The following is a 23,213-nucleotide window of genomic DNA, read 5'->3' on the forward strand; positions in this document are numbered from 1 at the left end:
AATAGTTTGATTAAAAGTATGCAAACATAAAATCGTAAATACTTAAATCACAAAAGTATATAGATTAAAACCGAAAGGCTAGGCGTAAACATGAACGTTACGGTGTTGGGTGCTGGAGCTTGGGGTACGGCGTTTGGGCAAGTGCTTGCAGACGCGGGAAATCAAGTGACAATGTGGGCAATAGAGCCGCAAATTGTGGAAGGCATTCGAGATAATCACCGCAACGAAGTGAGGCTGCCAAGCGTAGAGCGTTTGCCAGAAAACATGACTGCTACTGGGGATCGCGAAGAAGCTGTAGCAAACGCAGACATTGTAGTAGTTGCGATTGCAGCACAATTTGCGCGCGTTGCACTCGAAGAATTTGCTGGCAAAATTCCGCAACATGCGATTGTTGTTTCGCTTATGAAGGGCATTGAGCGCACAACAGGCAAGCGTATGGACGAAGTTGTGTGCGAAGCTTTAAGCTTACCGCGCAACCGTTTTGCAGCATTATCGGGGCCAAACTTAAGCAAAGAAGTGGCATTAAGGCAGCATGCGGCAGCGGTTGTGGCGTGCGAGAATCGCGCAAATGCCGAAGTGGTGGCAAAAGCTTGCTCAAACAGCTACTTTAAGGCGTTTGTATCAACCGACGTAATCGGCGTAGAAATGTGTGGATCGCTTAAAAACGTGGTTGCGCTCGCAGTTGGCATGGCTCGAGGCGCAGGATACGGAGAAAATACAGCAGCTATGATTGAAACGCGTGGACTTGCAGAGTTGACGGCATTGGGCGTTGCAGAAGGCGCAGATTCGCGCACATTCGCAGGACTTGCAGGCTTTGGTGATTTAGTGGCAACTTGCGGGTCTCCGCTAAGCCGCAACTACACTTTTGGATCAAATCTTGGGAAAGGCATGAGCGTTGAAGAAGCAACTGCCGTAAGCAATGGTGTGGCTGAAGGCGTTCCAACTACTAGCGCGGTTGTTTCAATGGGTAAGCGTTTAGGAGTTGCTACTCCGCTTGCAAGTGCGATGGCTCGTGTGCTAGAAGAAGGAATATCGTGCCAAGAGATGCTTGCAATGCTTTTCGATAACGATGTTTGCGAAGAGTAGTGAAATTCCTTATAAGCCGTGCGCGTAGATAATTCAAAATAATTAAAATGATTAAGATAATTAAAATAATTTTCAAAGGAAAAAAATGACTAAAAAGCGTGTAGTGTTCTTGTATGGCGGTAAAGCAGACGAACATTCGATTTCTTGCATATCGGCTGCTGGAGTACTCAGTGCTGTAGACGAAAGTCGATTTGAAATCGTACGTATTGCAATCACAAAGCAAGGCGAGTGGATTGTTGGCGGCGAAGATCCGCGAAACTTCCGCATGGAGCAAGGCGAGTTGCCAGTAATCACAAAAACCGAGCAGACGCGCGATGTTGTGCTAGACCCAGCTAAAGGTGCCGACGGATTTTTGGTGCGAGAGGCAGATGGCACGCTTACAAGTTTGGGTCATATTGACGCTGTTTTTCCGGTTCTTCACGGCCCAAACGGTGAAGACGGAACCTTGCAAGGTTTGCTAGAAATGATGCAAGTTCCATACGTTGGTTGCGGAGTTTTGGCATCCGCCGCGTGCATGGATAAGTATTACGCTAAGCAACTTTTTAAGGCGGCTGGAATTGATGTTGCTCCAGGAATCGCGCTGGATGTGCGAAAGTTCGCTAATGATTGCGCAAATCACTTTGACGCGTACGCAAACGAAATTCTTGAGCAAGTTGAAGAAGCAAAACTCGAGTATCCACTTTTTGTAAAACCAAGCCGAGCAGGATCTAGTTTTGGAGTTACAAAAGTTGAATCGCGCGATGCTAAAGCTTTAGCAGATGCCGTTTTTGAGGCTTCGAAGCACGATTGGCGAGTATTGATAGAGCAAGGAATTGACGCGCGAGAAATTGAGTGCGCGGTTCTTGCCGCTCGCGACGGCGAAGAGCCTAAAGCGAGCTGGCCTGGAGAAGTTGTGCTTGACAAGCGCGAGGCTGGAGAAGACCAGTTCTACGATTTTGACAGCAAATACATGGATTCCGCAGCTTCACACGTGGAAGTGCCAGCAAATCTGCCAGAAGAAACTTTGCAGCGCGTTCGCAATACTGCGCTCGCAGCGTTCAAAGCAGCGGACGGTCGAGGACTTAGTCGCGTGGATTCTTTCGTTACTCCAGAAGGACATGTAATGATTAACGAGATCAACACAATGCCTGGATTTACGCCAATTTCCATGTATCCAAAAGCTTGGGAAGCAACAGGAATAAGCTACGGTGATTTAATCACAAAACTTATTGAAGGCGTGATTTTAGACTGAGACAAACTTCAAAAAATCATGGTTTTTGAGGATTAGTCGCCAGCAACCGAAGAATTTGTGCAAATTTGCGCAAATATCAAATCTTAAAGTCTGTATAAAATCAGGTTTAAGAGAAAACTTAAAACACAAACGAAGAGGTAAAAATGCGAAAAACTCAGCATAACGACATGTACCATTTAGCGCGAAAACGTCAAGGAGATGTTGGTGTATCGCTGTGCTTATTCCTATTTGTTTGGATTCTTGCAACTATTTTAATAGGTGAACTTATAGGCTTGTTCATTCCAAAAGGTGTTCTAAGTCCTTCATTAAGCTCCTTCGTTTCGTCAGACATTGCGCAATACTTAATCGCGTTGCCGATAGCGATGCTTGTTTTAAGACGAGTGCCAGCGGTAGAAACACGCAAATTCACAATGACATTCAGACAGTTTGCTGGATTTTTCGCAGTGAGCGTACCGATAATGTATGCAGGAAACTACCTAGGTTTGGCGATTTCTGCGCTTATATCTGGCGGAAAAGCTGAAAACAGGATTGTAGATATAGTGGCAGGCGGAAACGTATGGGAAACCATGATTTTCGTTGTTTTCCTTGCTCCAGTTGTGGAGGAATGGCTGTTTAGAAAGCAGATTATAGACAGGCTGCGAGTGTATGGCGAAAAGCGCGCGATTGTGTTCTCGGCTCTGGCGTTTGCGTTGTTCCATATGAACATGTTCCAGTTCTTCTACGCTTTTGGGCTGGGACTTGTGTTCGGCTACATGTATGCGCGCACATCGCAGCTTAGATACAGCGTTGCTTTGCACATGATTGTGAACTTCCAAGGAAGCGTTATAGCGATGTGGATTTCCGACAATATGATGGATTCAAACGGGAACTTAATTAAAGTTGAGAATCTTACAACGCAAGAAATCGCGGATTTGGCTCCTGGATTCATGTTTATAGGTCTTTACGCGATGTTCATGATTGTTATGTTTGTGTTCGGAATTGTGCTGTTGGCAAGGAGTAAAAAATATCTCGAATTCTACGATTCGCCGCTTGAAATTCGCGGAAGTGCTGGAATAAAGGCGCTTTACGGAACAGTCGGCATTATGGGTTTCCTTGTGGTTTCAGTGCTTATGAATATGATAATGCTTTTTGTGTGAGCGAGAACGCGTTTAGTGTGATTTCGGATTACGGGATTATTTGGGATTGATTAGTGTATTGGAGGCGATTTTATGGTTACGGTAAATGCAGAAAATGCAGAAAATAGTGATGGATTGGTTGCTGGCGACTTTTCTGCTGAGCCAATCCGCGTGGGTCTTTTAGGAGCCGGAACAGTAGGATCGCAAACAGCGCGTCTAATAGTCGAAGAAAACTCTGAACTATCGGCGAGAATCGGCGCCCCGCTAGAGCTTGCAGGAGTAGCATGCTTGCATCCAGAAGATGTGGACGCTCCATGGATTGCCAAAAATCTTCTAAGCGCAGACGCTCTAGCATTATGTGAACGCGAAGATATAGACATAATCGTTGAGCTAATTGGCGGTTTGGAACCAGCGCACACATTTGTAAAAACCGCTCTAGAATGCGGAAAGTCGGTTGTAACAGCAAACAAAGCATTGCTTGCAAAGTTTGGTCCAGAACTCTACGATTGCGCGCAAAAAAACGGAGTGGATTTAAGTTTCGAGGCGTCTGTTGCAGGTGCAATCCCAATTTTGCGTCCGCTTAGAGAGTCGCTTGTAGGTGACAAAATCACGCAAATTTTTGGAATCGTAAACGGAACTACAAACTATATTCTTGACGAGATGACGGTTCGCGGTCTTGATTTTGATTCGGCTTTACGCGCGGCTCAAGAAAAGGGGTACGCGGAGGCGGATCCTACAGGAGACGTTGAAGGATTTGATGCAGCAAACAAGGCTGCTATTCTTGCAACACTTGCATTCCAAATGCCAATAAGCATTGATGACGTTAGTGTTGAAGGAATTAGCGCGATTACGGCTGAAGACATTGCTGCGGCAAGTGCAGAAAATCGCGTGATTAAGCTGCTTGCAGCGGTTGCTTGCGATTCGAGTGGATTGGTGAGCGCAAGCGTTTACCCAGCGTTGGTTAGCAAAGAGCATCCGCTGGCCTCCGTTCATGGCAGCTTTAACGCCGTTTTTGTTAAAGCGCAAGCGGCGGATGATCTTATGTTCTACGGCCGCGGCGCTGGTGGTGCGCCAACAGCAAGCGCGGTTGTTGGAGATATTGTTGGAGCTGCTAGAAACATAGCGCGCGGTTGCAGCGATGCCAGCGTGCCAATGTATAACGCAAAATCTTTGGCTTCCACGCGCTCGATTCGTGCGGATTTTGTTGTGCGATGCAGCATGGAGGATACTTCACTTGCTCTTTGCAGCGAAGTGATGGATGTGTTTGATGCGCATGGAGTTAACGCGGAACGATTGCCTATGCTTTGCCAAACTCAATATGAGGGCGAGGGCGATTGCCCAGCTTGCGGAATCGGCGGTCCTGACGCTTTGCGTGTGCTTGTAAAAGATTGTACAGAGGCGGATTTGCGCGCAATTCTTGCTGATTTGCAAAAAGTGGATGTTGTGTGTGCAAAACCGCTTGCTTTGCGAATTATTAAGTAATTGAGTAATTAAGTAATCGCGTAATTGAGTAATTATTGAGTAATTAAGTAATTAAGTAATTAAGTAGGCTGCTCGAACGGAAAAGGTGTGAAATGAAACCAGTATGCAACAGTGTGTCAGTTTGCGTGCCAGCAACCAGCGCAAATCTTGGGTCGGGATTTGACGTTGCAGGAATTGCGCTTGATTATGCGGATTCGCTAGTTTTTACGCTTGATGATACGCTTGACGATTCGCAAGATGTTCGCGTGATTATTCACGGCGAAGGCGAAGATACGTTGCCAAAAGACGAGACGCATCTTGTTGTTCGCGCATTTCGCAAAGCGTGCGAAGCGTTTGGCTTGCCGCATTTGCGCTTTACTCTAGAAGCGCATAATCGCATTCCGCAAGCGCGAGGAATGGGATCTTCCGCCAGTGCGATTGTTTCGGGCGTGGCTGCAGCTTGGGCTTTTGCGCATAATGGAAATCTTAATAAGCAGGCGATTTTTGAGCTTGCAGCTGCGATTGAAGGACACCCAGATAATGTTGCTCCAGCGGTTTTTGGCGGATTGACAACCAGTTGGAAGAATGGCGATGAGTTCCACACAGTTCGATACAGCGTTTCTAAGCAAATTCGCGCAACGATTTTTGTGCCAAACTTTACTCTTTCAACGCAAATGGCTCGCCAAGCGCTTCCAGAAAAAGTGTCATATGCAGATGCCGTATTTAACGTTTCGCGCGCTTGCTTATTGCCGATTGCGTTTGGCGATTTTGGTGATTTTAACGCGTTTGCTGATTCTCGCGATTCTGCCAACTCTTGCGCAAAAACCACTCTTTCTAGAAACGATTTGCTTTTTACAGCTACTCAAGACGCTATTCACCAGCCATACCGAGCAAGTCTTATGCAACCAACTTGGGATTTAGTAAAAGCTTTGCGAGATAAGGGGTTTGCAGCTGCTATTTCTGGAGCTGGATCTTGCGCGGCGGTGTTCTATGAGGAAAAGTCGCCAGCAACCGTAGATGAAAATAACGCTACTAATATAAGCGAAAGAATAGAAAAAATTGCAGAACCGCTTTTAAGCGGCTGCGATTGGAAAGTTTTGCACGTGCATGTTGATTCTATTGGCGTTGCAATAACTCGCGAATAATTTGTGTGAAGTTGTAAAAAGGAAGAGTAAGGTATGACAGTTTCATTGATTTTGGCTTCTCAGTCTCCTGCAAGAAGAGCGGTGTTGGCTGCTGCAGGCGTGATTCCTGTGATTCACGTGAGCGAGGTAGATGAGCCAGCGGCGTTGCGTAATGCTGCAAATGCGCAAGGTGTTAGCGTGGAGCAGATGAGCGCCGAGGAGCGCGTTTCGATTTTGGCGCAAGCAAAAGCTCAAGCTGTGTACAATGCGTGGAAACTTGTGGCAGATACGGCTGCTTCAGCTAGTGGCGATTTGGTTGTGGGGTATCCTCTGGAGGCTGAGGTGGATGCAGCTGAGGCTGAATCTTCTAAATCTGAGTCTTTTGAAACTGCTAGTAGCGCTTTGGCAAACGATTCGCAATCGCATATAACGCATAACGTAGATACTGCACAGACTCGCGATTTTTCTGGCGTAAAAGTACCTACCAAGACTTTTGATATTCACGATTTTGCGCACGTGAATAAGTCTTCCGCTGATTCCAATAGTGTGCTTATTGTTGGCTGCGACTCCATGTTTTTGCTAGACGGCGAATGCTACGGCAAGCCGCATACTCCTGAAGTGGCATTTGAGCGGATTAAGCGAATGAGCGGAAAAACTGGAGAATTGTTTACTGGCCATTGCTTAATCGACACGAAAAGTGGCAAAACAGTGTGCAAAGTGAGCCGCGCAAGCGTGACTTTTGCGCATATGAGCGATGAGGAGATCCGCGCATACGTAGAAACTGGCGAGCCATTGGAAGTGGCGGGATCCTTTACGCTAGAAGGCTTTGGTGGGGCATTTATTGAGGGAATTCAGGGCGATCCGCATGGAGTTCTTGGGATTAGCTTGCCGCTGCTAAGGCAGATGGTTTGCGATTTTGGGTACGCTTGGCCAGATTTGTGGAATAGTCGCAAGTTAGAGGGAGAGGCGATTAAGGACGATCCTGCTTCCGCGCAAGTGCCTAAAGAAAACGTGCATCAGCCAGGAGACGGATGGGTTATGTGCGATTGCGGGCGCAAGCATTGGGGCCATAATGGCGCTGCTGGCGTGTTGCTTGCTAGGCGAGATGAGACCACTGGGCGCGTGACTCACGTTGTTATGCAACATCGCGCGCTTTGGAGCGCGGAAGGTGGCACGTGGGGGATTCCTGGCGGCGCAATATCTGATGGCGAAACTGCGATTGAGGGTGCGTTGCGCGAGTCGTTTGAAGAAGCTAACATAACGTCTCAAGACATTGATGTTGTTGGAGCGTATTGCGAAAATCACGGGAATTGGCGTTATACAACGGTTTTTGCGTTTGAAAAGCCGGGGCATAGTGTGAATCCGTGCGCGCACGACGACGAGAGTATGGAAATCAAGTGGGTGCCGATTGACGATGTTCCGAAGCTAAAGCTGCTTACGGCGATGCGCACGGATTGGCCGTCTTTCCGCGCTCGCCTTGATTCTCTTGCTGTGCGAAGACCTGCCTGAGTGCTTTGGCTGCGCGAGCGGTATTTCCGCGTCGGTTGCTTCCGCTTTTTGCGCGACGACCTGCCTTTCCTCTTAGAGCGTGCGAGCGTATTTCCTATTTTGTGTTGCGCGCTCCTTACTTGGTATTGCGCGAGGTTTGATGTATTTCTCTCCTCGCAACTCCCGTCGCTACGCTCCTCTTTTATTGCTCGTATAGAAATACATCAAACCTTCTGAATATCTAAAACTTTTTCGTATCTTTCATCACCGAGATTCTCGATTTTTCTTGCTGCTTCAGCGAATCACCATTTCATGCTGAGGTTCGCTTCATCCGCTGCGAAAAATCTCGAATCTCTACCTCACTTGGTGTAACCTATGCAACCTTGTAGTGTGTTTGTATCATAATCCGAGTTTGTTGATTCTTATCTGTGAAATCTTATAGAATTATGTTTATGCGCTGATGCATGCTAGTTTTCTGCTAGTTGTTAGATGTTTTGTGACTTGTGCTTGATTCTGTAATTTTGCTTGTGATTCATGGGTTTTGTGTTAAGTGCATAGAAATAAAGTAAACAAATCAAATAAAGCAACTATTTGCGTAGATTTGCGTAAAAATTAGGGGGAAATTATGTCTAATGCGTCAAATATTAAAAAAGATATTATTAAGGCAAAAGGCTTTACAATTCAGGTTTATACGGAAGATTTTATGAATGATTACGTTAGTTTAACCGATATTGCGAGATATAAAAACAAAGAAGAGCCTAAAGATGTTGTGAAAAACTGGCTGAGAGTGAAGAATACTATTGAATTCTTGGGATTGTGGGAGAGTATTAACAACCCGAATTTTAAAGGGGTCGAATTCGACTCCTTTAAGAATGAGGCTGGTTCTAATGCTTTTACTTTATCTCCTAAAAGATGGGTAGAATCAACAAATGCTATTGGCATAGTTTCCAAATCTGGTAAGTATGGTGGAACTTAGAAATTTGGCGCGAACGCAGATTTTATCTCTTGAGAATTTGAATAATTCTGGAATGAAGAGTTTGGATTCTGTGCTAAAAAATTGAGTTTGCTCAGGCTGAAAGCACGGTGTGCTTTCAGCACAAGCGAAGACATTAGCGCAGCTTACCTGATAGTTTAACTTAGAAGTAGACTTCCAGCTTTTGCTAGTTTTCGTTAAATGTAAAATCGCGCGATACCCTTGATTTCGTGAAGATTTAGAGAAATAGTACATCGATTTTCGTGAAAAATCGGCATATTTTTACCCTTGATTTGGTGAAAAATCAGCATATATTGACATTGGTTTTCGTGAAATATATACTATGAAACATAGTGTTTTCAACGGTTTTGTGTTAATTAAAAGTGGTATTAAAAGTGGTGTTATATGTTAAGGCGAAAATTCTATCAAAAAATGCTCGATTGGAAGAATGCTGATCGCGGTTCAACAGCACTTTTGGTAACGGGTGCTCGAAGAGTTGGGAAAAGCACTATAGTTGAAGAGTTTGCAAGAAATGAGTACAAATCTTATATTCTTATTGATTTTTCGCAAGCTTCAAAAGATGCGCTTCGGTTATTTGAAGATTATCGTTCAGACTTAAGCACTTTCTTTACGTACATATCTGCACTGTATGGTGTGAAACTTTATAATCGCGAATCGGTAATGGTTTTTGATGAAGTGCAATTTTTCCCACAGGCTAGAGAATTTATAAAACAACTAGTTGCAGATGGTAGATACGACTATATAGAGACTGGCTCGTTACTTTCGATTAAACATAATGTTGAAACAATAGTGATTCCGTCTGAAGAACAAGAAGAACGCATGTATCCTCTTGATTTTGAAGAATTTCTGTGGGCTTGTGGAGAAGAAAATCTATCGACTGTTATTAAGAGTTCATTTGATGAGTTAAATCCTTTGCCAGATGCTTTACATAAAAAAGCGATGCGACTTTTTAGAGAATATATGCTAGTTGGTGGCATGCCGCAGTCTGTAAATGAATATGTTGCTTCGCGGGATTTTGCTCGAGTAGATAGGGTTAAGCGTCGTATTCTCTCACTCTATAGGCAGGATGCTGCAAAGTTTGCAAAAGGGTATGAAATGAAAGTTATGGCTGTGTTTGATGGAATACCAGCACAGCTTTCTAGGCATGAAAAAAGGTATAGGATTACGTCTTTGGGTAAGAATGCTCGTATGCGCGATTATAAGGATGCGTTTTTTTGGCTTTCGGATGCGAGTATTACAAATAATTGCTACAAATCTACAGATCCAAATGTAGGCTTGAATCTTAATGCGGATGATGCGTTAGTAAAATGCTATATGGCTGATACTGGGTTGTTGGCTTCTATGATACTTTCAGATAGTAGTATTGCGTCTAATGATCTTTATAAAGAAATTTTATTTGGAAAAATCTCAATTAATGAAGGAATGCTAGTTGAAAACGTTGTTGCTCAACAGCTAATAGCATCTGGGCATCGCCTATTTTTCTATTCAAATAGAGATAAAGAAAATTCGGAAAATACTATGGAAATAGATTTTTTGATTTCTAAAGCTTTTCTGGATTCTGCTGGCAAAATGCGTATATCTGCGATTGAAGTTAAATCTGGAAATGTGTTCAAAACGGTTTCTCTTGATAAATTTAAGGCGAAGTTTTCAAAAAGAATTGGAACGAGTTATGTGTTTGCTCCTAAACAGCTTAGCGTTAGAAAAGATTTGAATTGCATAATATTACCACTTTATATGTGTGGATTGGTGTAGCGCTCCGAATTGTCTTTTCGCGCTACGCTCTAAGCGAAAAGGCAGGTCGGAGCGAACGGCTATTAGTAGCCGTTCGGCTGATTTGCGCAAATTTTGTGTAAAAAATGACGCGTGTTTTTGTGTGAAAATATTGATTTAGGACTACGGGGGGGGGGTATTCTAAGTGCTGATAGTCCATGTTTTTATGGATGAGATTTCGAGAATATTCAGTTGTATTCTTGCGATTGCTCTCTTCGCACGTTTATACGTGAGAAGGAAGAAGAAAGGAAGATCATGTTGAATAAGAAAGCGATTGCTGGTATAGCTGCCGCATCAATCGTGGTATCTTGCGGATTCGTCGGTAGCTTCGCCTTTGCTGACGAGGTTCCAGCTAATAATCCTGTAACAACCCCAGCTGGATACCCTGACGAAGTTCCTAACAACCCTCCAAAGCCAGCCCCAGTAACTACTCCAACCGTTAAGCCAGAAGATGATATTTATGGCTCTGGTTCGGAATGGGACCAGCTCCAGAACACTGAAAATGAGTATGAGAATTATTACGACCAAATGTATAATACTCATAAGAATTATAATGGTAGTGATAAGCCATTGCCAAAGTTCTACCCTCACATGTTTGATGAGGACCATGACCCGAACGGCAATGATACTAAGCCAGAGATTCCAGTCAACCCAGACGAACATAAGACTGACCCTCAGACTCCTCCAGCACCAGAACCAAAGGTTGACACTACTAAAGAAGATGCCGAGTTTAAGGCGGCTCAAGATTTAGCCAACCAGAAGGCTCAGAACGCGTTACTTTTGAAGCAGATGGCAGAAGGTAGTGTTAAGGCTTTGCAAGCTAAGGTTGCTAAGGCTACTGGTGCTGAAAAGACGAAGCTTCAAGAACAGTTAGAAAACGCTCAAAAGATTGCCAGTTCTTTCAGCGAATTGAACGATAAGGCTACGAGCATGGTTAAGGCCTACACTCAGGCTGCAACCATTCGTAACGATGTTAAGACTCTTGAAGGTCAGGTTGCGACCGCTCAAGCAAAGTTTGACGCGTTGGCAAAGGAACAGACTGGCCCAGCAGGCTCATCAGAGTATAATAAGGCTGCTGAGGAGCTTGGAAAGTTGCAAAAGCAGCTCCAGAGCAAGAAAAACCTTCTCAAGGCTGCTAATAAGGGCGTAACTAAGGCTGAGGAATTGCTTGTAAAGCAAGAAACTAAGGTTCAAGAAGTTCAGAATCCTAAGAAGGAAGAACCTCAAGCACCAAAGTTTAACGTTCATGATGCTCTAGCACAGGTTGACGGCGATAAGGTTGCTGACTATAAGCTTGCTCCAGCTGATGTGAGTGAGCTTGTTGGTGGTAAGAAGAATACAGATCCAGTTGTTCCAAAGCCTGTGAATCCAGTGAATCCAGATCATACGACTCCGTCTAATCCTGTGACTCCAACTCCTTCGAAGCCGTCGGATGAGACGCCATCTTTTGATGATGACAGCACTCCATCCTCGTCTTCGACTCAATCTGTAACAACTCCATCCGCATCGACTCCTGCTGCAGCTTCATCGTCTCCATCCGCTGCTTCTGCATCTGCGTCCGCTCAAACTCCTGCTTCTGCACCTGCTTCAGCACCTGTGTCTGCTCCTGTGTCTGCGCATGCTGGTGTTCCTGTTGCTCCAGCTTCTGTTGCTGACTTGTTGCCAGAATTGAAGGGCATGATTACGGTTGGCACTAATAATGTTGCTGGTGCTGGCGCTGTTAATAGAGTGACTTTGAGCATTTCTAACCAGGCGTTCCTTGATCGTTTGAATCGTGATGGTTCCGCAAAAGCTTATGCGTTCATTTACTCTAGTCCTCGTCTTCTTAAGGGTGCTGAGGGTACGGATTATGTGACTGTTCGCTTGGTTAATGGTAAGCCTCAGTTTGATGCCATGTTCCCTGCTGGTTATTCTGGCAAGCATACGGTTGTTCTTGTTGATGAGCAGGGCAATCAGCTTGGTTGGACTGATATTACTGTGAAGAATGGTACTGCTACTCAGGGTGAAGGATTGCCTAATTCTGGTGTTGGCATTGCTTTTATTGCTTTGACTGCTAGCGTTTTGGCTGGTGCTGGTGCAACCTTCCGTAAGATTCGTCGCTAAGCTACCGCTTGTGTTTAGTGCTGAATGGTGCTGAATACAGTAGGACTAATATAAAAAGGTCTTTGTGCGTAATGTGTGCAAAGACCTTTTTGTATGTATTGCGCCATTTTGCGTTATTTTGTGTTAAATATAAAATCGAGCGGTACCATTGATTTCGTGAAGATTTAGAGAAATCATACCTTGATTTTCGTGAAAATCCAGCATATTTTTACCACTGATTTTGTGAAATGTTTATGGCAAAACAGTAGTGTTTTCAACGGTTTTGTGTTAATTAATAAATGCTTTTAATATGTCGCCTGTTTTCGCCTATTTTTATCCGAGTTTGTTTCCAAAATCTCCAAATACGTAAACAATCTCGGGAAAATCGCTCGCGCGTTACAGCGCGCTCACGTCTTCGCCTCGCGTAAAGTCCACTGGACTTTACGTTTGAGCGGCTCAGCGCTCCGAATTGCCTTCGCGCTCAAAGCGTAGCGCGCGAAGGCAATTCGGAGCGCTGAGCCGCTCAAACGTAAAGTCCAGTGGACTTTACGCGAGGCGAAGACGTGAGCGCGCTGTAACGCGCGAGCGATTTTCCCGAGATTGTTTACGTATTTGGAGATTTTGGAAACAAACTCGGGATAAAAAAGGCGAAAACAGGCGACATATTAAAAGCATTTATTAATTAACACAAAACCGTTGAAAACACTACTGTTTTGCCATAAACATTTCACAAAATCAGTGGTAAAAATATGCTGGATTTTCACGAAAATCAAGGTATGATTTCTCTAAATCTTCACGAAATCAATGGTACCGCTCGATTTTATATTTAACACAAAATAACGCAAAATGGCGCAATACATACAAAAAGGTCTTTGCACACATTACGCACAAAGACCTTTTTATATTAGTCCTACTGTATTCAGCACCATTCAGCACTAAACACAAGCGGTAGCTTAGCGACGAATCTTACGGAAGGTTGCACCAGCACCAGCCAAAACGCTAGCAGTCAAAGCAATAAAAGCAATGCCAACACCAGAATTAGGCAATCCTTCACCCTGAGTAGCAGTACCATTCTTCACAGTAATATCAGTCCAACCAAGCTGATTGCCCTGCTCATCAACAAGAACAACCGTATGCTTGCCAGAATAACCAGCAGGGAACATGGCATCAAACTGAGGCTTACCATTAACCAAGCGAACAGTCACATAATCCGTACCCTCAGCACCCTTAAGAAGACGAGGACTAGAGTAAATGAACGCATAAGCTTTTGCGGAACCATCACGATTCAAACGATCAAGGAACGCCTGGTTAGAAATGCTCAAAGTCACTCTATTAACAGCGCCAGCACCAGCAACATTATTAGTGCCAACCGTAATCATGCCCTTCAATTCTGGCAACAAGTCAGCAACAGAAGCTGGAGCAACAGGAACACCAGCATGCGCAGACACAGGAGCAGACACAGGTGCTGAAGCAGGTGCAGAAGCAGGAGTTTGAGCGGACGCAGATGCAGAAGCAGCGGATGGAGACGATGAAGCTGCAGCAGGAGTCGATGCGGATGGAGTTGTTACAGATTGAGTCGAAGACGAGGATGGAGTGCTGTCATCATCAAAAGATGGCGTCTCATCCGACGGCTTCGAAGGAGTTGGAGTCACAGGATTAGACGGAGTCGTATGATCTGGATTCACTGGATTCACAGGCTTTGGAACAACTGGATCTGTATTCTTCTTACCACCAACAAGCTCACTCACATCAGCTGGAGCAAGCTTATAGTCAGCAACCTTATCGCCGTCAACCTGTGCTAGAGCATCATGAACGTTAAACTTTGGTGCTTGAGGTTCTTCCTTCTTAGGATTCTGAACTTCTTGAACCTTAGTTTCTTGCTTTACAAGCAATTCCTCAGCCTTAGTTACGCCCTTATTAGCAGCCTTGAGAAGGTTTTTCTTGCTCTGGAGCTGCTTTTGCAACTTTCCAAGCTCCTCAGCAGCCTTATTATACTCTGATGAGCCTGCTGGGCCAGTCTGTTCCTTTGCCAACGCGTCAAACTTTGCTTGAGCGGTCGCAACCTGACCTTCAAGAGTCTTAACATCGTTACGAATGGTTGCAGCCTGAGTGTAGGCCTTAACCATGCTCGTAGCCTTATCGTTCAATTCGCTGAAAGAACTGGCAATCTTTTGAGCGTTTTCTAACTGTTCTTGAAGCTTCGTCTTTTCAGCACCAGTAGCCTTAGCAACCTTAGCTTGCAAAGCCTTAACACTACCTTCTGCCATCTGCTTCAAAAGTAACGCGTTCTGAGCCTTCTGGTTGGCTAAATCTTGAGCCGCCTTAAACTCGGCATCTTCTTTAGTAGTGTCAACCTTTGGTTCTGGTGCTGGAGGAGTCTGAGGGTCAGTCTTATGTTCGTCTGGGTTGACTGGAATCTCTGGCTTAGTATCATTGCCGTTCGGGTCATGGTCCTCATCAAACATGTGAGGGTAGAACTTTGGCAATGGCTTATCACTACCATTATAATTCTTATGAGTATTATACATTTGGTCGTAATAATTCTCATACTCATTTTCAGTGTTCTGGAGCTGGTCCCATTCCGAACCAGAGCCATAAATATCATCTTCTGGCTTAACGGTTGGAGTAGTTACTGGGGCTGGCTTTGGAGGGTTGTTAGGAACTTCGTCAGGGTATCCAGCTGGGGTTGTTACAGGATTATTAGCTGGAACCTCGTCAGCAAAGGCGAAGCTACCGACGAATCCGCAAGATACCACGATTGATGCGGCAGCTATACCAGCAATCGCTTTCTTATTCAACATGATCTTCCTTTCTTCTTCCTTCTCACGTATAAACGTGCGAAGAGAGCAATCGCAAGAATACAACTGAATATTCTCGAAATCTCATCCATAAAAACATGGACTATCAGCACTTAGAATACCCCCCCCCCCGTAGTCCTAAATCAATATTTTCACACAAAAACACGCGTCATTTTTTACACAAAATTTGCGCAAATCAGCCGAACGGCTACTAATAGCCGTTCGCTCCGACCTGCCTTTTCGCTTAGAGCGTAGCGCGAAAAGACAATTCGGAGCGCTACACCAATCCACACATATAAAGTGGTAATATTATGCAATTCAAATCTTTTCTAACGCTAAGCTGTTTAGGAGCAAACACATAACTCGTTCCAATTCTTTTTGAAAACTTCGCCTTAAATTTATCAAGAGAAACCGTTTTGAACACATTTCCAGATTTAACTTCAATCGCAGATATACGCATTTTGCCAGCAGAATCCAGAAAAGCTTTAGAAATCAAAAAATCTATTTCCATAGTATTTTCCGAATTTTCTTTATCTCTATTTGAATAGAAAAATAGGCGATGCCCAGATGCTATTAGCTGTTGAGCAACAACGTTTTCAACTAGCATTCCTTCATTAATTGAGATTTTTCCAAATAAAATTTCTTTATAAAGATCATTAGACGCAATACTACTATCTGAAAGTATCATAGAAGCCAACAACCCAGTATCAGCCATATAGCATTTTACTAACGCATCATCCGCATTAAGATTCAAGCCTACATTTGGATCTGTAGATTTGTAGCAATTATTTGTAATACTCGCATCCGAAAGCCAAAAAAACGCATCCTTATAATCGCGCATACGAGCATTCTTACCCAAAGACGTAATCCTATACCTTTTTTCATGCCTAGAAAGCTGTGCTGGTATTCCATCAAACACAGCCATAACTTTCATTTCATACCCTTTTGCAAACTTTGCAGCATCCTGCCTATAGAGTGAGAGAATACGACGCTTAACCCTATCTACTCGAGCAAAATCCCGCGAAGCAACATATTCATTTACAGACTGCGGCATGCCACCAACTAGCATATATTCTCTAAAAAGTCGCATCGCTTTTTTATGTAAAGCATCTGGCAAAGGATTTAACTCATCAAATGAACTCTTAATAACAGTCGATAGATTTTCTTCTCCACAAGCCCACAGAAATTCTTCAAAATCAAGAGGATACATGCGTTCTTCTTGTTCTTCAGACGGAATCACTATTGTTTCAACATTATGTTTAATCGAAAGTAACGAGCCAGTCTCTATATAGTCGTATCTACCATCTGCAACTAGTTGTTTTATAAATTCTCTAGCCTGTGGGAAAAATTGCACTTCATCAAAAACCATTACCGATTCGCGATTATAAAGTTTCACACCATACAGTGCAGATATGTACGTAAAGAAAGTGCTTAAGTCTGAACGATAATCTTCAAATAACCGAAGCGCATCTTTTGAAGCTTGCGAAAAATCAATAAGAATATAAGATTTGTACTCATTTCTTGCAAACTCTTCAACTATAGTGCTTTTCCCAACTCTTCGAGCACCCGTTACCAAAAGTGCTGTTGAACCGCGATCAGCATTCTTCCAATCGAGCATTTTTTGATAGAATTTTCGCCTTAACATATAACACCACTTTTAATACCACTTTTAATTAACACAAAACCGTTGAAAACACTATGTTTCATAGTATATATTTCACGAAAACCAATGTCAATATATGCTGATTTTTCACCAAATCAAGGGTAAAAATATGCCGATTTTTCACGAAAATCGATGTACTATTTCTCTAAATCTTCACGAAATCAAGGGTATCGCGCGATTTTACATTTAACGAAAACTAGCAAAAGCTGGAAGTCTACTTCTAAGTTAAACTATCAGGTAAGCTGCGCTAATGTCTTCGCTTGTGCTGAAAGCACACCGTGCTTTCAGCCTGAGCAAACTCAATTTTTTAGCACAGAATCCAAACTCTTCATTCCAGAATTATTCAAATTCTCAAGAGATAAAATCTGCGTTCGCGCCAAATTTCTAAGTTCCACCATACTTACCAGATTTGGAAACTATGCCAATAGCATTTGTTGATTCTACCCATCTTTTAGGAGATAAAGTAAAAGCATTAGAACCAGCCTCATTCTTAAAGGAGTCGAATTCGACCCCTTTAAAATTCGGGTTGTTAATACTCTCCCACAATCCCAAGAATTCAATAGTATTCTTCACTCTCAGCCAGTTTTTCACAACATCTTTAGGCTCTTCTTTGTTTTTATATCTCGCAATATCGGTTAAACTAACGTAATCATTCATAAAATCTTCCGTATAAACCTGAATTGTAAAGCCTTTTGCCTTAATAATATCTTTTTTAATATTTGACGCATTAGACATAATTTCCCCCTAATTTTTACGCAAATCTACGCAAATAGTTGCTTTATTTGATTTGTTTACTTTATTTCTATGCACTTAACACAAAACCCATGAATCACAAGCAAAATTACAGAATCAAGCACAAGTCACAAAACATCTAACAACTAGCAGAAAACTAGCATGCATCAGCGCATAAACATAATTCTATAAGATTTCACAGATAAGAATCAACAAACTCGGATTATGATACAAACACACTACAAGGTTGCATAGGTTACACCAAGTGAGGTAGAGATTCGAGATTTTTCGCAGCGGATGAAGCGAACCTCAGCATGAAATGGTGATTCGCTGAAGCAGCAAGAAAAATCGAGAATCTCGGTGATGAAAGATACGAAAAAGTTTTAGATATTCAGAAGGTTTGATGTATTTCTATACGAGCAATAAAAGAGGAGCGTAGCGACGGGAGTTGCGAGGAGAGAAATACATCAAACCTTCTGAATATCTAAAACTTTTTCGTATCTTTCATCACCGAGATTCTCGATTTTTCTTGCTGCTTCAGCGAATCACCATTTCATGCTGAGGTTCGCTTCATCCGCTGCGAAAAATCTCGAATCTCTACCTCACTTGGTGTAACCTATGCAACCTTGTAGTGTGTTTGTATCATAATCCGAGTTTGTTGATTCTTATCTGTGAAATCTTATAGAATTATGTTTATGCGCTGATGCATGCTAGTTTTCTGCTAGTTGTTAGATGTTTTGTGACTTGTGCTTGATTCTGTAATTTTGCTTGTGATTCATGGGTTTTGTGTTAAGTGCATAGAAATAAAGTAAACAAATCAAATAAAGCAACTATTTGCGTAGATTTGCGTAAAAATTAGGGGGAAATTATGTCTAATGCGTCAAATATTAAAAAAGATATTATTAAGGCAAAAGGCTTTACAATTCAGGTTTATACGGAAGATTTTATGAATGATTACGTTAGTTTAACCGATATTGCGAGATATAAAAACAAAGAAGAGCCTAAAGATGTTGTGAAAAACTGGCTGAGAGTGAAGAATACTATTGAATTCTTGGGATTGTGGGAGAGTATTAACAACCCGAATTTTAAAGGGGTCGAATTCGACTCCTTTAAGAATGAGGCTGGTTCTAATGCTTTTACTTTATCTCCTAAAAGATGGGTAGAATCAACAAATGCTATTGGCATAGTTTCCAAATCTGGTAAGTATGGTGGAACTTAGAAATTTGGCGCGAACGCAGATTTTATCTCTTGAGAATTTGAATAATTCTGGAATGAAGAGTTTGGATTCTGTGCTAAAAAATTGAGTTTGCTCAGGCTGAAAGCACGGTGTGCTTTCAGCACAAGCGAAGACATTAGCGCAGCTTACCTGATAGTTTAACTTAGAAGTAGACTTCCAGCTTTTGCTAGTTTTCGTTAAATGTAAAATCGCGCGATACCCTTGATTTCGTGAAGATTTAGAGAAATAGTACATCGATTTTCGTGAAAAATCGGCATATTTTTACCCTTGATTTGGTGAAAAATCAGCATATATTGACATTGGTTTTCGTGAAATATATACTATGAAACATAGTGTTTTCAACGGTTTTGTGTTAATTAAAAGTGGTATTAAAAGTGGTGTTATATGTTAAGGCGAAAATTCTATCAAAAAATGCTCGATTGGAAGAATGCTGATCGCGGTTCAACAGCACTTTTGGTAACGGGTGCTCGAAGAGTTGGGAAAAGCACTATAGTTGAAGAGTTTGCAAGAAATGAGTACAAATCTTATATTCTTATTGATTTTTCGCAAGCTTCAAAAGATGCGCTTCGGTTATTTGAAGATTATCGTTCAGACTTAAGCACTTTCTTTACGTACATATCTGCACTGTATGGTGTGAAACTTTATAATCGCGAATCGGTAATGGTTTTTGATGAAGTGCAATTTTTCCCACAGGCTAGAGAATTTATAAAACAACTAGTTGCAGATGGTAGATACGACTATATAGAGACTGGCTCGTTACTTTCGATTAAACATAATGTTGAAACAATAGTGATTCCGTCTGAAGAACAAGAAGAACGCATGTATCCTCTTGATTTTGAAGAATTTCTGTGGGCTTGTGGAGAAGAAAATCTATCGACTGTTATTAAGAGTTCATTTGATGAGTTAAATCCTTTGCCAGATGCTTTACATAAAAAAGCGATGCGACTTTTTAGAGAATATATGCTAGTTGGTGGCATGCCGCAGTCTGTAAATGAATATGTTGCTTCGCGGGATTTTGCTCGAGTAGATAGGGTTAAGCGTCGTATTCTCTCACTCTATAGGCAGGATGCTGCAAAGTTTGCAAAAGGGTATGAAATGAAAGTTATGGCTGTGTTTGATGGAATACCAGCACAGCTTTCTAGGCATGAAAAAAGGTATAGGATTACGTCTTTGGGTAAGAATGCTCGTATGCGCGATTATAAGGATGCGTTTTTTTGGCTTTCGGATGCGAGTATTACAAATAATTGCTACAAATCTACAGATCCAAATGTAGGCTTGAATCTTAATGCGGATGATGCGTTAGTAAAATGCTATATGGCTGATACTGGGTTGTTGGCTTCTATGATACTTTCAGATAGTAGTATTGCGTCTAATGATCTTTATAAAGAAATTTTATTTGGAAAAATCTCAATTAATGAAGGAATGCTAGTTGAAAACGTTGTTGCTCAACAGCTAATAGCATCTGGGCATCGCCTATTTTTCTATTCAAATAGAGATAAAGAAAATTCGGAAAATACTATGGAAATAGATTTTTTGATTTCTAAAGCTTTTCTGGATTCTGCTGGCAAAATGCGTATATCTGCGATTGAAGTTAAATCTGGAAATGTGTTCAAAACGGTTTCTCTTGATAAATTTAAGGCGAAGTTTTCAAAAAGAATTGGAACGAGTTATGTGTTTGCTCCTAAACAGCTTAGCGTTAGAAAAGATTTGAATTGCATAATATTACCACTTTATATGTGTGGATTGGTGTAGCGCTCCGAATTGTCTTTTCGCGCTACGCTCTAAGCGAAAAGGCAGGTCGGAGCGAACGGCTATTAGTAGCCGTTCGGCTGATTTGCGCAAATTTTGTGTAAAAAATGACGCGTGTTTTTGTGTGAAAATATTGATTTAGGACTACGGGGGGGGGGTATTCTAAGTGCTGATAGTCCATGTTTTTATGGATGAGATTTCGAGAATATTCAGTTGTATTCTTGCGATTGCTCTCTTCGCACGTTTATACGTGAGAAGGAAGAAGAAAGGAAGATCATGTTGAATAAGAAAGCGATTGCTGGTATAGCTGCCGCATCAATCGTGGTATCTTGCGGATTCGTCGGTAGCTTCGCCTTTGCTGACGAGGTTCCAGCTAATAATCCTGTAACAACCCCAGCTGGATACCCTGACGAAGTTCCTAACAACCCTCCAAAGCCAGCCCCAGTAACTACTCCAACCGTTAAGCCAGAAGATGATATTTATGGCTCTGGTTCGGAATGGGACCAGCTCCAGAACACTGAAAATGAGTATGAGAATTATTACGACCAAATGTATAATACTCATAAGAATTATAATGGTAGTGATAAGCCATTGCCAAAGTTCTACCCTCACATGTTTGATGAGGACCATGACCCGAACGGCAATGATACTAAGCCAGAGATTCCAGTCAACCCAGACGAACATAAGACTGACCCTCAGACTCCTCCAGCACCAGAACCAAAGGTTGACACTACTAAAGAAGATGCCGAGTTTAAGGCGGCTCAAGATTTAGCCAACCAGAAGGCTCAGAACGCGTTACTTTTGAAGCAGATGGCAGAAGGTAGTGTTAAGGCTTTGCAAGCTAAGGTTGCTAAGGCTACTGGTGCTGAAAAGACGAAGCTTCAAGAACAGTTAGAAAACGCTCAAAAGATTGCCAGTTCTTTCAGCGAATTGAACGATAAGGCTACGAGCATGGTTAAGGCCTACACTCAGGCTGCAACCATTCGTAACGATGTTAAGACTCTTGAAGGTCAGGTTGCGACCGCTCAAGCAAAGTTTGACGCGTTGGCAAAGGAACAGACTGGCCCAGCAGGCTCATCAGAGTATAATAAGGCTGCTGAGGAGCTTGGAAAGTTGCAAAAGCAGCTCCAGAGCAAGAAAAACCTTCTCAAGGCTGCTAATAAGGGCGTAACTAAGGCTGAGGAATTGCTTGTAAAGCAAGAAACTAAGGTTCAAGAAGTTCAGAATCCTAAGAAGGAAGAACCTCAAGCACCAAAGTTTAACGTTCATGATGCTCTAGCACAGGTTGACGGCGATAAGGTTGCTGACTATAAGCTTGCTCCAGCTGATGTGAGTGAGCTTGTTGGTGGTAAGAAGAATACAGATCCAGTTGTTCCAAAGCCTGTGAATCCAGTGAATCCAGATCATACGACTCCGTCTAATCCTGTGACTCCAACTCCTTCGAAGCCGTCGGATGAGACGCCATCTTTTGATGATGACAGCACTCCATCCTCGTCTTCGACTCAATCTGTAACAACTCCATCCGCATCGACTCCTGCTGCAGCTTCATCGTCTCCATCCGCTGCTTCTGCATCTGCGTCCGCTCAAACTCCTGCTTCTGCACCTGCTTCAGCACCTGTGTCTGCTCCTGTGTCTGCGCATGCTGGTGTTCCTGTTGCTCCAGCTTCTGTTGCTGACTTGTTGCCAGAATTGAAGGGCATGATTACGGTTGGCACTAATAATGTTGCTGGTGCTGGCGCTGTTAATAGAGTGACTTTGAGCATTTCTAACCAGGCGTTCCTTGATCGTTTGAATCGTGATGGTTCCGCAAAAGCTTATGCGTTCATTTACTCTAGTCCTCGTCTTCTTAAGGGTGCTGAGGGTACGGATTATGTGACTGTTCGCTTGGTTAATGGTAAGCCTCAGTTTGATGCCATGTTCCCTGCTGGTTATTCTGGCAAGCATACGGTTGTTCTTGTTGATGAGCAGGGCAATCAGCTTGGTTGGACTGATATTACTGTGAAGAATGGTACTGCTACTCAGGGTGAAGGATTGCCTAATTCTGGTGTTGGCATTGCTTTTATTGCTTTGACTGCTAGCGTTTTGGCTGGTGCTGGTGCAACCTTCCGTAAGATTCGTCGCTAAGCTACCGCTTGTGTTTAGTGCTGAATGGTGCTGAATACAGTAGGACTAATATAAAAAGGTCTTTGTGCGTAATGTGTGCAAAGACCTTTTTGTATGTATTGCGCCATTTTGCGTTATTTTGTGTTAAATATAAAATCGAGCGGTACCATTGATTTCGTGAAGATTTAGAGAAATCATACCTTGATTTTCGTGAAAATCCAGCATATTTTTACCACTGATTTTGTGAAATGTTTATGGCAAAACAGTAGTGTTTTCAACGGTTTTGTGTTAATTAATAAATGCTTTTAATATGTCGCCTGTTTTCGCCTATTTTTATCCCGAGTTTGTTTCCAAAATCTCCAAATACGTAAACAATCTCGGGAAAATCGCTCGCGCGTTACAGCGCGCTCACGTCTTCGCCTCGCGTAAAGTCCACTGGACTTTACGTTTGAGCGGCTCAGCGCTCCGAATTGCCTTCGCGCGCTACGCTTTGAGCGCGAAGGCAGGTCGTCGCGCCCGTGTTTGTTTCTATTTTGCTAAAAAGGGGAACAAATGCGGGAGAAGAGATTGCAGAGTGAAG

General features: G+C 42.8%; 12 protein-coding genes and 3 pseudogenes. 12 read left to right on the forward strand and 3 right to left on the reverse strand.

The genetic code is table 11. The annotated features are described in order from the left end of the window. The first annotated feature begins 90 nt into the window (after nt 1-90). The 9 genes and pseudogenes from HXT25_RS03890 to HXT25_RS03930 all read left to right on the forward strand — a co-directional run bounded on the left by HXT25_RS03890 (nt 91) and on the right by HXT25_RS03930 (nt 12,372). Complete coding sequence (locus HXT25_RS03890; RefSeq protein ID WP_004113710.1) at nt 91-1,086, forward strand: NAD(P)H-dependent glycerol-3-phosphate dehydrogenase; 996 nt, start codon at nt 91-93, stop codon at nt 1,084-1,086. An 85-nt stretch (nt 1,087-1,171) separates the two neighbouring features. Continuing rightward, nucleotides 1,172-2,317, forward strand: coding sequence for a D-alanine--D-alanine ligase family protein (locus HXT25_RS03895; RefSeq protein ID WP_004113708.1), 1,146 nt, complete (start codon nt 1,172-1,174; stop codon nt 2,315-2,317). Between the two features lie 143 nt (nt 2,318-2,460). Then, complete coding sequence (locus HXT25_RS03900; protein ID WP_421786073.1) at nt 2,461-3,453, forward strand: CPBP family intramembrane glutamic endopeptidase; 993 nt, start codon at nt 2,461-2,463, stop codon at nt 3,451-3,453. Nucleotides 3,454-3,525: 72 nt separating this feature from the next. After that, entirely contained in the window at nt 3,526-4,914 is a 1,389-nt protein-coding gene (locus tag HXT25_RS03905; RefSeq protein ID WP_422118697.1) for a homoserine dehydrogenase, read from the forward strand. Nucleotides 4,915-5,006: 92 nt separating this feature from the next. Beyond that, nucleotides 5,007-6,038 (forward strand): homoserine kinase, encoded by a 1,032-nt coding sequence (thrB, locus tag HXT25_RS03910; protein ID WP_422118698.1) that lies wholly within the window; start codon nt 5,007-5,009, stop codon nt 6,036-6,038. A 33-nt stretch (nt 6,039-6,071) separates the two neighbouring features. Next, entirely contained in the window at nt 6,072-7,526 is a 1,455-nt protein-coding gene (locus HXT25_RS03915) for a Maf family nucleotide pyrophosphatase (protein WP_422118699.1), read from the forward strand. 604 nt (nt 7,527-8,130) lie between these two features. Beyond that, a pseudogene (locus HXT25_RS03920) lies at nt 8,131-8,478 on the forward strand (KilA-N domain-containing protein); the annotation flags it as partial. A 405-nt stretch (nt 8,479-8,883) separates the two neighbouring features. Beyond that, nucleotides 8,884-10,251 (forward strand): ATP-binding protein, encoded by a 1,368-nt coding sequence (locus HXT25_RS03925; protein ID WP_032842031.1) that lies wholly within the window; start codon nt 8,884-8,886, stop codon nt 10,249-10,251. A 273-nt stretch (nt 10,252-10,524) separates the two neighbouring features. Next, complete coding sequence (locus HXT25_RS03930; RefSeq protein WP_422118700.1) at nt 10,525-12,372, forward strand: hypothetical protein; 1,848 nt, start codon at nt 10,525-10,527, stop codon at nt 12,370-12,372. Between the two features lie 932 nt (nt 12,373-13,304). On the opposite strand, the gene HXT25_RS03935 is transcribed toward HXT25_RS03930, so the two are convergent. From HXT25_RS03935 to HXT25_RS03945, 3 genes and pseudogenes are all read right to left on the reverse strand, one after another. After that, a complete protein-coding gene (locus tag HXT25_RS03935; RefSeq protein ID WP_422118700.1) occupies nt 13,305-15,152 on the reverse strand; it encodes a hypothetical protein in 1,848 nt (615 codons plus the stop codon). Nucleotides 15,153-15,426: 274 nt separating this feature from the next. Further along, nucleotides 15,427-16,794: an ATP-binding protein gene (locus HXT25_RS03940; RefSeq protein WP_032842031.1), complete on the reverse strand. Its 1,368-nt coding sequence runs from the start codon at nt 16,792-16,794 to the stop codon at nt 15,427-15,429. A 405-nt stretch (nt 16,795-17,199) separates the two neighbouring features. After that, nucleotides 17,200-17,547 (reverse strand): annotated as a pseudogene (locus tag HXT25_RS03945) (KilA-N domain-containing protein); the annotation flags it as partial. 865 nt (nt 17,548-18,412) lie between these two features. Here HXT25_RS03945 and HXT25_RS03950 point away from each other — a divergent pair. The 3 genes and pseudogenes from HXT25_RS03950 to HXT25_RS03960 all read left to right on the forward strand — a co-directional run. Next, nucleotides 18,413-18,760: pseudogene (locus tag HXT25_RS03950) on the forward strand (KilA-N domain-containing protein); the annotation flags it as partial. A 405-nt stretch (nt 18,761-19,165) separates the two neighbouring features. Next, nucleotides 19,166-20,533 carry an ATP-binding protein gene (locus HXT25_RS03955; protein WP_032842031.1) on the forward strand — a complete coding sequence of 456 codons (1,368 nt, stop codon included), beginning with the start codon at nt 19,166-19,168 and terminating at the stop codon, nt 20,531-20,533. Between the two features lie 273 nt (nt 20,534-20,806). Further along, the gene (locus HXT25_RS03960) at nt 20,807-22,654 is read left to right on the forward strand and encodes a hypothetical protein (RefSeq protein WP_422118700.1); all 1,848 of its coding nucleotides are present in this window, start codon (nt 20,807-20,809) and stop codon (nt 22,652-22,654) included. Nucleotides 22,655-23,213: the final 559 nt, after the last annotated feature.

The sequence above is a fragment of the Gardnerella sp. DNF00476 genome (assembly GCF_049262735.1).
Taxonomy (GTDB): Bacteria; Actinomycetota; Actinomycetes; order Actinomycetales; family Bifidobacteriaceae; genus Bifidobacterium; species Bifidobacterium vaginale.